The organism is Streptomyces sp. NPDC018019 (assembly GCF_044327805.1).
Lineage (GTDB): Bacteria > Actinomycetota > Actinomycetes > Streptomycetales > Streptomycetaceae > Streptomyces.
On sequence record NZ_JBIRGD010000001.1, the window covers coordinates 678674 to 692855 of the forward strand.

Consider the following 14182-nt stretch of genomic DNA (forward strand, 5'->3'; position numbering starts at 1 on the left):
CGCCGCAAGGCGCTCTGCCCCCTGACCGTACGGAGCCACGCTTGTCCCCTCATCCCCCGCCCGCCGCCGTGCGGCCGAGCCCCGAAGACCGGCTCGCCGAAGCCGTCCCGCGGGTACGGCAGTACCTGGCCGGGCTCCTCGACGACTACCGGCCCCGGTACGCGCATCTGCGCCCCGCCCTCGAACGGCTCGTCGCCGACGGCCGGCGCACCCCCCTCGAATGCGCGCTGCCGCTCCTGGTGCACGGCGCGATCGAAGGCAGCCTGGAGCCGGCCGTGCCGGTGGCGGGGGTGCACGCCCTGTGGTGGCGGGCCGCCAACACCTTCGACGACGTGTCGGACGGCGACCTGGGCTCCCGGCTGCTGTACGGGGGCGATCCGGGCGCCGTGCTGACCGCCGCCCTGGAATGCGGCTACGCCCTGCCGCTGCGCGCGCTGGCCGCGCTGCCGGTGTCCGCGCCGCTGCGCGAGCGCCTGACCGCCGACTTCCTGGACGGCTGGACCGCCGCCTGCGACGGGCAGGTCGGCGACATCCTCGGCTCGCCGACGGGGACCAGCCCCGAAGAGGTGCTGACCGTCTACCGGCACAAGAGCGGCTCGGTCTACGCCATGGCCGCCACCATGGCGGCCCGCCTCGCGCTCGGCGCGGACGGCGCCGACGACCCGCGGGCCGCCGCCTGGGGCGAGTTCGGCCAGGCCGTCGGCCTGCTCGCGCAGTTCCGCAACGACGAGGACGACCTGCGCTCTGGCCACAACGAGGACCTCGGCAACCGGACCGCCACCTATCTGCTGGTTCAGCTGCTGCACTCGGCCCCCGAAGCGGCCAGGGAGCGCGCCGTGGAACTCCTCGGCCGGGCCGCCGAGTCGGCCGCCGACCGCCGGCAGCTGGCCGCCATGATGCTCGACCCGGAGGTGCTCGTCCCGTACCAGCGCTTTCTCGCGGACATCCACCAGCACGCCCACGCCCTGCTGGAGTCCCTGGCCCCCGACTCGCCGTTCACCGCCTGTCTGCACCGGCGCGTCGACGACGAGGTACGGACCACCGCGTACGCCATCGCCCCGGCGGGCCCGCACGGCGCGCACTGCACCCTGCCCCCGGGCCCGGTGGTGCCGGTCACCCGCGTGCGGGACCGGTCCGGTCAGAAGGTGTAGGCGGGGTTCACCTTCATGCACGCCTTCTTGTCCTCGCCGTTGAGGGCGTCGGCGCTCTCCGGTGCCTTGTCGGCCTCCTTCTTCTCGGCCGGCGGCTTCGGGAACGCCGTCCCCCGGCGCCAGTCGTTGCCGATCACCAGCCGCAGCCGGGTGGCCGCGCTGGACTCCTTGACCGCGTCCTTGGGCAGGCCGAGGGCCTGGGCGAGCGCGAGGGCGTCGCCGCGCCCCTCCTTGGCCGGGTAGGTGATCGTGGTGTCGGCCTGGCTGGTGAGGCGGGAGTCCGTGGAGGCGCCGGTGTAGCCGAGGGACACCAGTCGGTCCTGGATCACGTTGGCACGGCCGGAGACCGGGCCGCGGACCGTGCTGTTGGTGCCGTTCTGGACGATGACGTCCAGCTTGTCCTTGGCGGTCGTCGGCTTCGGGTCGGGGGCCGGCTTCTTTTTCTTCGTGTCCTTGCCGTCCAGCGCGGTGTCGTTGCGCACGAGGGAGAAGGTCTGCTCGGCGTCACCGGGCTTGGGTACGACGTACTCGCCGCCCGCCGCGTACTGCCACGGCATGGTGACCATGGTGATCCGCTCGGTCGGCACCCGCTGGAGGTCGCCGCCGAGGTCGTACAGCTTCTTGACGCTGCCCAGGCCCTCGTCCACGGTCAGCGCCTTGGTGGCGGCCTCGGCCAGGTCGCGCAGCTTCATCGGGTCGGTGAGCTTGGTGCCCGCCTTCAGCTCGCGGACCATCGAATTCATGTACATGTGCTGGGCCTTGGCCCGGCCGATGTCGGTGTTGTCCTCGAAGCCGTACCGGGTGCGCAGCCACTGGAGGGCCTGCACGCCCTTGACCGAGTGGGTGCCCGCGGTCAGCTTCAGCCCGCTGCCGTGGCCCTTCTTGTCGTGCGAGTAGATGTTCTTGTCCACACACACGGGGACGCCGCCGATGGCGTCCGCCATGTCCACCACGCCCGCGAAGTCGACCATCATGAAGTGGTCGATGTAGATGCCGGTCAGCTCCTTCCAGGTGGCGACCGTGCAGCCGGGGCCGCCGTGCTGGAGCGAGGTGTTGATGGCCGCGGTGGTCTGCGGGTAGACCTTGCCGTCGTCCGGGTCGGTGCACTTCGGGATCGTCACGCGGGTGTCGCGGGGGATCGAGATGACCGACATGTTGCTGCGGTCGGCGGAGACGTGCAGCAGCATCTGCACGTCCGCCAGTGGCTTGCGGTCCGCGTCCTGGCGGGCGCCGCCGAGTTCGATGTTCTTCTCGCTGTTCCGGCCGTCCGAGCCGAGCAGCAGGATGTTCAGCGGGGTCTGCCCGAAGGCGTTCGGCTCGGGCTTCTCCAGGCCGCCGGAGCCCAGGTCCAGGGCGTCCTTGCGGAGGTTGCCGTTGAGGTGCTGGTAGTACCAGTAACCGGCGCCGGCCGTGCCCACTATCAGCACGGCCAGGGTTATCGCACTCCAGCGCAGCACGCGCCGGCCCTTGCTGCGCGGTTTCCTGGCGCGGCGCGTGCCCTTGGCGGTGGGCTCGGTTCCGTCGGGGACGCCGGGCGCGGCGGGGTCGGCGGGGTCGGCCGGGGGCGCGGCGGGGTCCGCCGCGTCCTTCGTGGCGGTGGCGCTGGTGGCCGCGGCCGGGGTGGCCGGTGCCGGGACCGTACCGGAGCCGCTCCCGGTGGCCGGACCCGCGACGCCGCCGGTGATCCCGGGCGGCCCGGACACCCCACCGGTGATCACCGGCGGCGTGGCAGCCACGCCGCCACCGGCCACGGGCGTTCCACCGGCCACGGGCGTTCCACCGGTCACCGGCGTACCACCGCCCACCGGCGCACCGGTGATGCCCGGAACAGCAGCGTCCGGAGCAGGGGCGTCCGGAACAGGGGCATCCGGAGCGGGGGCGTCCGCGGCGTCCGCAGCCCCCGTACGGCCGGCTCCGGCCGCCCCGTTCCCCTGCTCCTCGTACAGGCTGTCGTCCCAGCCCAGATCCTTGGCGTCGGGCCGGCGCCGGCGCGGTCCGTCACCGCGCACGCTGCTCTGCCGCATTGGGTTCTCCCCCGTCGGTCGGCGCCGGTCACGGCGGCCGGGGCTCGCTTGGTCGTTCGGCTGCCCCGTGCAGCCGTGGTCCGGCGGGCGGGGCCCGGCCGGTGTCCGGCTACTTGGCGCAGATGTTCTTGTCGTCGGCGTTCACGTTCTGCACGCCGTCCGGCGTCTTCGTCGGCGCCTCGATCGACTTGCCGGCTCCCTGGAAGTCCTTGCCCAGAATCAGCTTCATCGGGACCTTGGGCCCCGCGTCCGCGGTGGTCTTCTTCAGCGCGCTCTTGGGCAGGCCCATCCAGGCGGCCAGGGTGGCGGCCTGGTCGGCCTGGTTGGGCGCGTACTCCAGCCGGGTCGCGGCCAGCTTCGTCGGCGCGTTGCCGGCGTTCGTCGACAGCTTCGCGGCCTTGCTGTTCTGCAGCCAGTCCACCGTCTCCTGGGCGGCCCCGATCGGCCCGCCGCCGTTGCTGACATCGACCCGGACCTGGTCGGCCGGCGCCTTGGGAACCTGCTTGTCGTCCGACGTGCCCTTGCCCTTCTTCTTCTCCTCGGTCTTGGACAGCGAATGGTCGGCGCGGATCATCTGGAACAGCGGCTCGGCCTTCGCCTCGTCCAGTACGACGGTCGCACGGTCCTTCGGGTTGTCCAGGACGGGCACTGTGGCGAAAGTGATGTTCTTGATGTCGACCCGGCTGAGGTCCTTGGCGAGGTCCACGAGCTTGCCCGCGCTGCCGATCCCGGTGTCCACGGTCAGCGCCTTGGTGGCGGCCTGGGCCAGGTCGTAGAGCTTGGGCACGCTGGTGAGGGTGTCGCCGGACTTCATCTTGCGGATCATCGAGCTGATGAACTGCTGCTGGAGCTTGATCCGGCTCAGGTCGCTGCCGGTGCCGACGGAGTGCCGGGTACGGACGAACGCCAGCGCCTGCTCGCCCTTGACGACGCTCTTGCCCGCGGGCAGGTGCAGATGGGACTTCGGGTCGTCGATCGGCTTCGCGGCGCACACCTCCACGCCGTCCACCGCCTCCGACAGCTCCTTGACCGCGTTGAAGTCGGCCATCATGAAGTGATCTATGGACAGGCCGGTCATCTTCTCCACGGTGCGCCAGGTGCAGCCGGGGTCGCGGTCCTCCTGGCCCAGGCTCGTGTTGAAGCGGACGTTGCGCTCGCCGGGGATCGTCCGGGTCGTGCCGTCCTTCTTGGTCGGGCAGTCCGGAATGTCGGTGATCATGTCACGGGGGATGCTCAGGGCCGTCGCGTTGGAGCGGTCCTTGGAGATGTGCATCAGGATCGTGGTGTCCGCGTGGCCCACGCTGCCCGAGTCGCCGTAGCCCTGGTTGCCCTTCCCGGAGCGGGCGTCCGTGCCGATGACGAGGATGTTGACCGGGCCGTCCTTGACCGCCGGGTTCTCCTTGCCGACGTCGACCTTGGAGATGTTCCCGTTCAGCTGCTGGTAGAGGTAGAACGCACCGCCGCAGCCCGCGACGAGGACGAAGCCGAGCGCGCCGGATGTCCAGTAGAGCGCCTTCTTCTTGGCGGTCTTCTTCGGCTTGGGCTTACGGCGGCTGGCCGGGGCGCCGCCACCGGGCGCGGACCGGCTCCCGGCCCGCCGGTCGCGCTGGGCCGGCAGCTCGCGGGTGTCGCCGTCCTGGCGTGTCGCACCGCGTCCAGAACCGTTTTGCCCTGTGCCGTTGCCGGGGCCCCGGGCGCCGCGGCCCCCCTCGGGCCGGGCCGGGCCGCTGCCGCGTCCGGGCGCCGGAGTCCCGCGGTCGGCCGGCTGCGGTGCCGGAGCGCCGGCCGGGTCCAGCCGCAGCTCGTAGTTGCCGGTGTTGGGATCGAACACCCACTGATCAGCGGGGTCGAAGTCGTCCGCTCGCCCACGGCCTTGCGCGTCCACGGTGCCTTGTGTCCTCCGTCGGTGCCACGCGGCGCCTCCCCCTCAAGGCGCTCGGTCGGTCGGTTGTGCAATGCGCGGTCAGCCTGGTCGTGCGGACCGGATCGCTCACACTATCCGCCCAGTTCAGCGTCGAGCGACGCCCGTGACAAATTCCACTCCCCTACAACTGGGCAATTCACCCCAACCTTTCGACAGCTTTCGAGCAGCCGAGCGTACCTTTGCGGAGCTTTTATCGGCAGATCCCGCGCTCTGCGGTGGTTCCCCGGAACGTCGGCGTCCCGGTCGGAGAAGGCGAACCGTTCGCGGAGTCATTTGCGGAATCTTCACGCGGCCCGGCTGCCGGACCCGGCCCGGGGGAGGCCGTGGGCGTGGGGGAGGCGGGCGCGGAAGCGGGCCGGACGGTCACCGGGCGGTCCTTGCCCAGCTGCCGGAAGAGGCGTTCCGCGTCCGGCTGGACGAGTTCGTCGCGGTCCGCGTCGAAGCGGTACTCCTGCCGCGGCACGGTCAGGAACTGCACCTTCTCGGTCGGAATGCTGCGCATACCGCGGACCCATTCGTACAGACCGCGCAGCGACGCCAGATCCTCGTCGGTGGTCAGGGAACTCGTCGCGGCGTCCAGCAGCGGGTAGAGCCGGCCCGGATTGAGCAGGACGCCATTGCTCTGGACCTTGTTCACCAGCGCCGCGAGGAACTGCTGCTGGCGTTCCATGCGCTGGGTGTCGCTGCCGTCGCCGAGGCTCTTGCGGGCCCGTACGTAACCGAGCGCCTCCTCGCCGCGCAGCGTCTGCCAGCCGGCCGGCAGCCGCAGATGTGCCTCGTCGTCATTGACCGGCCGCTCCAGGCAGACATCCACACCGTCCACCGCGTCCACCATTTTCTTGAACCCGGTGAAGTCCACGATCATGTGGTGATCGATGCGAATGCCGGTCATCTTCTCGACCGTACGGATCGTGCAGGCCGCGCCCGCGAACTCGAACGCCCAGTTGAACGGGTTGAATTGCGGCACCGACTGCTTTCCGTCGGAACGCTTGCACCCGGGAAGCAGCACCATCAGGTCGCGCGGGATGCTGACCGCCGTCGCGCTTCTGCGGTCCGCCGCCGCGTGCAGCAGGATCGTGGTGTCCGAGCGCTGGGTGCCGTTGTCCGCGCCGTACTTGCCGTTGTTCTCCCCGGAGCGCCGGTCGGAGCCGATCAGCAGGACGTTCTCCGCGCCGCCGGGCTCCGACTTCGGCCGCTCGGCCTCGTACTTCTCCAGCTCGTTGCGGGTGTCCGGGTCGCTACGGATGTTGCCGTCCAGCTTGTTGTAGAGCAGCCAGCCGGCCCCGGCCAGGCCCAGCACCAGCACGGAGAGCCCGACGGCGGTCCAGCGCAGCCACCGCCGGCCCGGCCGCGGACCGGCGGCCGTCGCGCCGCTCTCCGCCGTGAGGTCCAGCGGCGGGGCGGCGGGCGGGCCCGCGGGCGCACCGGCCCGGCCGGCGGGTCCCTGCGGGCCGGAAGGGTGCTCCGGGCTGTCGGTCACGTGTGCGTCCCCATCCCTCCGGAGTCGGCGTCGCGCCCGCGCGGGCCGGCTCCGGAGGCCGGATGTGCGGACCCGCGCAAGGACGTCCGTACCCCAAGATCATGGCCCGCGCGGCGCGGCTCGGCCCCTCACGGAGGGCCGGGCGTCCGCCGGACGGGGGATCTTCAGAGCGCGCGGTGCGTGACCCGCTCGCTCTCCTCGCGCTGGGCCAGGCGGTCCGCGTCCAGCCGGTCCAGGTTGCGGCACAGGACGACCGACCCGCCCGCGGCGAGCGGGGCCAGCAGCCCGGCGGACAGGCCCGCCCAGGTGTCGTACGGCAGGCCGGACAGCAGCCGGGAACCATCGGACAGCCCGCGCTCCGCGGCGTCGGCCAGCGCCGCCGCCACGGCCTCGGCGCCGGTCAGCTCCCGGCCGTCCACGGCGAGCGCCGGGTCCTGCGGGGAGACCGGCACGTACGGTGCGAACTGGTCGCCCTGCCCCGGCACCTCGACCGCGTAGTCCGCGAAGCCCTGCGGCGGCTGCGGGAAACGGCCGCCCAGCGGGCGCAGCGCCAGCGCGACCCGCTCGCCCGTGCAGGCGCGCGCCTCCTCCAGTGTGTCCGGGCCGCTCACGACGAGGCCGGCCGCCGCCGGGTCGCCGCCGACGTCGGCGACGACGCCGACCGAGGAGCAGGCCAGCAGCCAGACGGCGGTCTGCCAGTGGGCGGGCAGCAGCAGCGCCAGCCGGTCGCCGGGCTCGGCTGCCAGGTCGCCCTGGAGGTAGTTGGCGGTCTTCGCCACCCAATTGGCGAAGGTGGCCACGGACAGTTCCACGCGCTCGCCGGTGGCGTCGTCGTAGAAGGTCACGAGGGGCCGGGCCGGGTCCGCGGCGAGCGCGGAACGCAGCAGGTCGGCGGGGGTGCGATCGGTGGTGTTCATCGGCGTCAGGGTACGCGCGGGGGCGGCCGGCGGTCAGCCGGACGGCGGGCGGCCGACCGCCGGCCGGGCCGACGCGCCGTCAGATTACGAATGGCATGTTATGTCCCATTCGTTCACGCTTTCTTCATGCGTGCCATTCTTGCTACCTCGATCGCCGTGACATGCGCCGCCGCCCTCTCCCTCCCGCTCGCCCTCCCCGCCGGCGCGACCGCCCCCGGGCGCACCGGCGGCTCCACCCCCGCCGCGGCCCACGCACCGGCCGCCGCACCGTCCGGACGGGCCGCCCCCGCCGGCATCCCCGGCAGCACCCGCTCCCTCCCGCTGCGCCCCCTGCGGACCTCGGACCGCGGCGCGGCACCCGGTGCCCAGGGCCTGGCCGCGTACGGCGTCGCCCCGTTCTCACTGGTCGGCGTCGTCTGGGACGACCCGGCGGCCCGACTGCACGGCCACGTCCAGGTCCGCACCCGCCCGGCCGGCGGCACCGGCTGGTCCGGCTGGCAGGACATCCAGGCCCACGACGACGACGCGCCCGACCCGCGCTCCGCCGAACGGCACGGCGCCTCCGTGCGGGGCAGCAGCGCGCCCCTGTGGGTCGGCGCCTCCGACGCCGTGGAACTGCGCGTCGTCCCGGAGCACGGCGGCGACGGCCGCGCGCGGGCGCGCCGGGCGCTGCCGGCCGGGATGCACCTCGAACTCGTCGACCCCGGCAAGGACACCCCCCAGGTGCGCGCGGCGCGTACCGGCGAACGGGTGGCCGACGGCGGCCGTCCGACGCCGCCCGGTGGCACCGGTACCGTCGGCTCCGCCCTCGACGCCCTGCTCGGCGTCTTCCGCATCCCGGCGCTGAACACGAAGCCCGCCCCCGGCGATGACGACGACGAGTCCGTGAGCCGCCCCGGCACCCCGAGCCCCGGCACCACCTCCCGGCCCACCGCCCCCCGCTCCCACGTCGGGCCGCGCCCGGCCATCGTCACCCGGGCGGGCTGGGGCGCCGACGAGAAGCTGCGCGAGCGGAAGTTCGCCTACACCAGGACCGTCAAGGCGGCCTTCGTCCACCACAGCGCGACCGGCAACCACTACACGTGCAGGCAGGCCCCCGCCGTCCTGCGCAGCATCTACCGCTTCCACGTCAAGAGCAGCGGCTGGCGGGACATCGGCTACAACTTCCTCATCGACAAGTGCGGCACCATCTACGAAGGCCGCGCGGGCGGCGTAGCCAAGCCGGTGATGGGCGCGCACACCCGCGGATTCAACGAGAACAGCATGGGCATCGCCGTCCTCGGGACGTTCGAGAATGCAAATCCGCCAACCTCCGCGCTTTCCGCGGCGGCGAAGCTGACGGCGTGGAAACTCGGGTTGTACGGCGTGGACCCGCGAGCCACAACTTCCCTAGTTTCCGGCGGCGGCAATCGGTTCGAGAAGGGGACCCGGGCTAGGCTGCACGTCATCTCGGGCCACCGGGACGGTTTCTCCACCGAATGCCCCGGTGAGCGTCTCTACCGCAAGCTCGGCACCGTACGCAGTTCCGCGGCGCGCCTCCAGGGCCGCTGAAAGTCCGTTCGAAAGCGTCTGCCTACACTGGTCCGCCGACCGGCCGACCCCAGCAGGAAGCAGAGAAGACAAGGTGACAGAAGCGATCCTCCTGGTCGGCGGCAAGGGCACCCGACTGCGCCCGCTGACGGTGCACACGCCCAAGCCCATGGTCCCGGCCGCCGGTGTCCCCTTCCTCACCCACCAGCTGGCGCGCGCCCGCGCCGCGGGGGTGGAGCACATCGTGCTGGCCACCTCCTACCTCGCCGAGGTCTTCGAGCCGTACTTCGGCGACGGGTCCGCGCTCGGCCTGCACCTGGAGTACGTCACCGAGGAGGAGCCGCTGGGCACCGGCGGCGCCATCCGCAACGTCGCCTCCCGCCTGCACTCGGCGCCCGGCGACCCGGTCCTGATCTTCAACGGCGACATCCTCACCGGACTGGACATCGAGGCCCTGGTGGACACCCACCGCACCACCGGCGCCGATGTCTCGCTGCACCTGACCAAGGTCGCCGACCCGCGCGCCTTCGGCCTGGTGCCCACCGACGCCACCGGCCGGGTCACCGCCTTCCTGGAGAAGCCGCAGACGCCCGAGGAGATCGTCACCGACCAGATCAACGCGGGCGCCTATGTCTTCGACCGCTCGGTCATCGACACCATCCCCGCCGGCCGCCCGGTCTCCGTCGAGCGCGAGACCTTCCCCGGCCTGCTGGCGGACGGCGCCCACCTCCAGGGCATGGTCGACTCCACCTACTGGCTCGACCTGGGCACCCCGCACGCCTTCGTCCGCGGCTCCGCCGACCTGGTGCTGGGCCGCGCGCCGTCCCCGGCCGTTCCCGGCCGCTGCGGCGACCGGCTGGTGCTGGACACCGCCGACGTGGCCCCGGACGCCAAGCTCACCGGCGGTACGTCCATCGGCGCCCGGGCCCGGATCGGCGCGGGCGCGCGCATCGACGGCAGCACGGTCCTGGAGGGCGCCGTCGTCGAGCCGGGCGCCCGCGTCCACGGCTCGCTGATCGGCGCCGGGGCCCGGATCGGCGCCCGTACGGTGCTGGAGGGCGCGGTCATCGGCGACGGCGCGGTCATCGGAGCCGACAACGAGCTGCGCGACGGCATACGGGTGTGGTGCGGCGCCGAGATACCCGAGGCGTCGGTCCGCTTCTCGTCGGACCAGTAGACCGGAGGACCGGGGACCGCTGAGCCACAGGGCCGGGTACGGCCGGAGGGCGCCGCCCCTCCGGACCCCAGGGCCCCGCCACCGCGCGTCCGCATCGCTTACCCTGGCCGGATGCCCGCCCCCCGCCGCCGCACCTGGGCCCCGTCCGGCCCGTACGACCTGCACCGCACCCTCGGTGTGCTCGGGCGCGGCCCCGGCGACCCGGCCTTCCGGGTGGCGGACGGCGCCGTCTGGCGGGCCAGCCGCACGCCGCAGGGCCCGGGCACCCTGTGCGTACGGGCGCGGCCCGGCACCGGGGAGGTCGAGGCCGAGGCATGGGGGCCGGGGGCCGACTGGCTGCTCGACGGACTGCCCGCCCTGCTGGGCGCGGACGACGACCCGGCGGCCTTCACCCCGCGGCACCGCCTCGTCCACGAAGCGCACCGCCGCCACCCCGGTGTCCGGCTGGCCCGCACCGGCCTGGTCCTGGAGTCGCTGATCCCCTCGGTCCTGGAGCAGAAGGTCACCGCCGACGAGGCGTACCGCGCCTGGCGCCTGCTCCTCCAGCGGCACGGCGAGCGAGCGCCCGGACCCTGGGACCGGCTGCGCGTGATGCCCGATCCGCGCGGCTGGGCGCAGATCCCGTCCTGGGAGTGGCACCGCGCGGGCGTCGACCACAAGCGTTCGGCCACGATCCTGCGCGCCGTACGCGTCGCCCGCCGCCTCGAAGAGGCCGCGGCCATGGACCTGCCGGACGCCCTGCACCGGCTCCAGCTGGTCCAGGGCATCGGCCCGTGGACGGCCGCCGAGGCGCTCCAGCGCTCCAACGGCGCGCCCGACGCGATCACCGTCGGCGACCTGCACCTGCCGCGCATCGTCGGCTACGCGCTGACCGGGCGGCGCGACGGTACCGATGAACAGATGCTCGACCTGCTCGCCCCCTACGCGGGACAGCGGCACCGCGCCGCCCGATTCATCCTGCTGGCGGGCCGCACCCCGCCGCGCCGTGCCCCGCGCTTCCCCGTCGGGGACATCGCGCGGCTGTAGCGACGGCGGGCCGCGGCCCCGGCGCCGTACGGGCGCTCAGCGCACCACCACGAAGTCCTCACCCGGGCGCGGCGGACGCGGCCGGGGCGGCGCCGCCGCGTGGCCCACGGCCACCGCGCCCATCGGATCCCAGTCCGCCGGCAGGTCCAGCACCTCCCGTACGACGTCGCGGCAGAACATCGTCGAGGACACCCACGCCGACCCCAGCCGCTCCCCGGCCAGCGCGACCAGGAAGTTCTGGATGCCCGCGCCGCCCGCGACGACGAACATCTCCCGCTCGGCCGCGTTGCGCCGCGCGTCCGGATACGTGTGCGCACCGTCCATCACCAGGCACGGCACGACCAGGTACGGAGCGTTGCGCAGGACGTCGCCCCGGCGCACCCGCTTGGCGATCGACTCCTCGCTGAAGCCGTCCCCGCGCAGATCGGCGATCCACGCGTCCCGCATCGCGTCCAGTAGCTCCGTACGCGCGTCCGCCGACTCCAGCAGGACGAACCGCCAGGGCGTGGTGTGGTGCGGCGCGGGCGCGGTGACCGCGGCGGCGACCGCGCGCCGCACCGCACCGGGGTCCACCGGCGCGTCGGTGAACTCGCGGACCGTACGCCGCAGGGTCACCGCTTCCCGTACGGCCTCCGAGGTGCCCAGCCGGAACATGTCGCTCTCGGCCCCGCGGACCAGTTCCCGGGCGCCCGTGTCGGGCCCGTCGCCGGCTCCGTCCGTACCGTCCTCGCGCACCACATGGGGGAGCCCGCGGACCACCGCGACCGGCAGCCCGGCCGCCTTGCCCTTCACCAGGTCGCCCGCCGCGGCCAGTTCGTCCGCGGTGGCGACCACGGTCGCGCTGAGCGGGTTGCCGTACGCGTCCACGCCGCCGCGCAGGTCGTCCAGCACCCGCACCCCGGCCGCGCCGATCGCGACATCGGTCAGCCCGCTGCGCCACGGCCGCCCGAAGGTGTCGCTGACGACGACGCCGACGCGCACACCGAGGGCGGCCCGCAGCCCGTCGCGGATCGCGCGGGCCGAGGCGTCCGGGTCCTCGGGGAGCAACAGCACCGTCCCGGCCGGGGTGTTGGACGCGTCCACGCCCGCCGCCGCCATCACCAGGCCCTGCCGGTTCTCCACGATGCGCAGCGTGCCGCGGCGCGCCACGACCCGTACCGACTCCTGGTCGATGGCCGCCTCGCGGTCGGCGGCCTCCATGATCCGGCCCTCGGCCTTGCTGACGATCTTCGAGGTCACCAGCAGCACGTCGCCGTCGGCCAGGCCGGGCAGCCCGTCGGCGGTCGCCGCGGCCGCGATGACCTTGGCGAGGTCGTCACCGGCCCGCACCTCGGGAATGCCGGGCAGCGCCCACACCCGGTACGCGGGAGCCGGCCCGGGGCCGCTCATGCGCGGACCTCCTCGGCCAGCGCCAGCGCCTCGCGGGCCATCGCGGCGGTCGCGTCCAGGTCCGTCATCATCAGCGGTACGGCCTTGCAGCGGATGCCCGCCTCCTCGACCCGGGCCACCGCGGCGGCGTCCACCGTGTCCACGAGCCAGCCGTCCAGCAGTCCGGAGCCGTAGTGCTCGGCCACCGCCGCGGCCGTGGACTCGACGCCGACCGCGGCCAGCACCTTGTCCGCCATGCCGCGCACCGGGGCGTCCCCGACGATCGGCGACAGCCCGACCACCGGCACCCCGGCGTCCGCGATCGCCTCGCGGATGCCCGGCACCGCCAGGATCGTGCCGACGCTCACCACCGGGTTGGACGGCGGGAAGAGCACCACGTCGGCTTCGGCGATGGCTTCCAGCACGCCGGGCGCGGGCTTGGCCTGGTCGGCGCCGACCGGCACCACCGCGTGCGCGTCGACCGAGGCGCGCAGCCGTACCCAGTACTCCTGGAAGTGGACGGCCTTGCGCTCGCCGTCGATGTCCACGGCGACGTGGGTCTCGACCCGGTCGTCGGACATCGGCAGCAGGCGCACGCCCGGCTGCCAGCGCGCGCACAGCGCCTCGGTCACCGCGCTGAGCGGGTAGCCGGCGCCGAGCATCTGCGTACGGACGATGTGGGTGGCGAAGTCCCGGTCGCCGAGCCCGAACCACTCGGGCCCGACCCCGTAGGCCGCCAACTCCTCCTTCACCCGGAAGGTTTCACCGTCCCGGCCCCAGCCCTGCTCTTCGTTGATGCCGCCGCCGAGCGTGTACATCACGGTGTCGAGGTCCGGACAGACCTTCAGCCCGAACAGATGGATGTCGTCACCGGTGTTGCCGATGACCGTGATGTCGGCGTCCGGCGCCGCTGCTTTCACACCCCGCAGGAAGCGGGCGCCGCCGATGCCGCCGGCGAGAACCACAATGCGCATGGCCCCAGCATGTCAGCCGGTGACCGCCTCGTGGGAGGCGCCTGCCGCGCAGCGCGCGCTGGGCCCGCTGTGCATCGGCATCTCGGTCAGGCCGGGGAAGTACACGTGCAGGCTGACCGCGGGTGCCAGCGTGTCGTTGACGACCTCGTGGACGTAGCCGGGCGCGAAGACCCGCTGCGCGCCGGCCGCCAGGGTGCGGTGCCCGGTGGCGGTGTGCTCGCTCAACTCGCCCTCCAGGACGGTCAGTACGCCGGAGGAGGGGCCGTGGTCGTGCCGCCCGCTGCCCTGGCCGGGCAGCCAGCTCAGCAGCCACACCTCGTAGCCGGGCCCGGTGCGCAGCCGGTGGTACCAGCGGGTGGTGGCGTCGTAGCGCACCAGCGGGGCCCAGGCGGCGCGGTCGGCGGCGATCTCCCGGGCGAGTCCGGCGAAGCCGGCGACGGTGGCGGGGTGGGCGGGGACGGGCGGGAGCAGATGCGGGACGGCGAGCGGGTCGCCGGCGATCTGGACATCGCTGTTCATGTACGGGGTTTCCTCGGCAAGGTGCTCAGGTGGCGCAGATGGGGTGCGCCGCCGCGCGGAGCGCGCGCAGCGGTCACGGGAGCCGTGCGGCG

General features: G+C 73.5%; 11 protein-coding genes. 4 read left to right on the plus strand and 7 right to left on the minus strand.

The annotated features are described in order from the left end of the window. Window positions 1-41 precede the first annotated feature (41 nt). Window positions 42-1151 (plus strand): polyprenyl synthetase family protein, encoded by a 1110-nt coding sequence (locus tag ACH4FX_RS03220; protein WP_398474509.1) that lies wholly within the window; start codon window positions 42-44, stop codon window positions 1149-1151. Here ACH4FX_RS03220 and ACH4FX_RS03225 read toward each other — a convergent pair. The 4 genes from ACH4FX_RS03225 to ACH4FX_RS03240 all read right to left on the minus strand — a co-directional run bounded on the left by ACH4FX_RS03225 (window position 1139) and on the right by ACH4FX_RS03240 (window position 7496). Next, window positions 1139-3175 (minus strand): LCP family protein, encoded by a 2037-nt coding sequence (locus tag ACH4FX_RS03225; protein WP_398474510.1) that lies wholly within the window; start codon window positions 3173-3175, stop codon window positions 1139-1141. The genes ACH4FX_RS03220 and ACH4FX_RS03225 overlap by 13 nt on opposite strands. Window positions 3176-3284: 109 nt before the next feature. After that, complete coding sequence (locus tag ACH4FX_RS03230) at window positions 3285-5060, minus strand: LCP family protein (RefSeq protein ID WP_398474512.1); 1776 nt, start codon at window positions 5058-5060, stop codon at window positions 3285-3287. A gap of 229 nt (window positions 5061-5289) precedes the next feature. After that, window positions 5290-6579, minus strand: coding sequence for an LCP family protein (locus tag ACH4FX_RS03235; protein WP_398474514.1), 1290 nt, complete (start codon window positions 6577-6579; stop codon window positions 5290-5292). A 164-nt stretch (window positions 6580-6743) separates the two neighbouring features. Further along, window positions 6744-7496, minus strand: coding sequence for a TIGR03089 family protein (locus tag ACH4FX_RS03240; RefSeq protein ID WP_398474516.1), 753 nt, complete (start codon window positions 7494-7496; stop codon window positions 6744-6746). A 126-nt stretch (window positions 7497-7622) separates the two neighbouring features. Here ACH4FX_RS03240 and ACH4FX_RS03245 point away from each other — a divergent pair, with 126 nt between their 5' ends. The 3 genes from ACH4FX_RS03245 to ACH4FX_RS03255 all read left to right on the plus strand — a co-directional run bounded on the left by ACH4FX_RS03245 (window position 7623) and on the right by ACH4FX_RS03255 (window position 11229). Beyond that, window positions 7623-9047, plus strand: a complete 1425-nt coding sequence (locus tag ACH4FX_RS03245; RefSeq protein ID WP_398474518.1) for a peptidoglycan recognition protein — start codon at window positions 7623-7625, stop codon at window positions 9045-9047. A gap of 73 nt (window positions 9048-9120) precedes the next feature. Then, window positions 9121-10203: a sugar phosphate nucleotidyltransferase gene (locus ACH4FX_RS03250; RefSeq protein ID WP_398474520.1), complete on the plus strand. Its 1083-nt coding sequence runs from the start codon at window positions 9121-9123 to the stop codon at window positions 10201-10203. A gap of 111 nt (window positions 10204-10314) precedes the next feature. After that, window positions 10315-11229: a DNA-3-methyladenine glycosylase family protein gene (locus tag ACH4FX_RS03255; protein ID WP_398474522.1), complete on the plus strand. Its 915-nt coding sequence runs from the start codon at window positions 10315-10317 to the stop codon at window positions 11227-11229. 36 nt (window positions 11230-11265) lie between these two features. Here the strand turns inward: ACH4FX_RS03255 and ACH4FX_RS03260 are convergent, their stop codons facing one another. Genes ACH4FX_RS03260 through ACH4FX_RS03270 form a run of 3 tightly spaced genes read right to left on the minus strand, consistent with a single transcriptional unit; the run spans window position 11266 to window position 14090 of the window. Further along, window positions 11266-12618 carry a coenzyme F420-0:L-glutamate ligase gene (locus ACH4FX_RS03260; protein ID WP_398474524.1) on the minus strand — a complete coding sequence of 451 codons (1353 nt, stop codon included), beginning with the start codon at window positions 12616-12618 and terminating at the stop codon, window positions 11266-11268. Next, window positions 12615-13571, minus strand: a complete 957-nt coding sequence (cofD, locus tag ACH4FX_RS03265; protein ID WP_398474526.1) for a 2-phospho-L-lactate transferase — start codon at window positions 13569-13571, stop codon at window positions 12615-12617. The genes ACH4FX_RS03260 and cofD overlap by 4 nt, the downstream gene beginning before the upstream one ends. Window positions 13572-13583: 12 nt before the next feature. Continuing rightward, window positions 13584-14090 (minus strand): cysteine dioxygenase, encoded by a 507-nt coding sequence (locus tag ACH4FX_RS03270; RefSeq protein WP_398474528.1) that lies wholly within the window; start codon window positions 14088-14090, stop codon window positions 13584-13586. Between the last annotated feature and the right edge of the window lie 92 nt (window positions 14091-14182).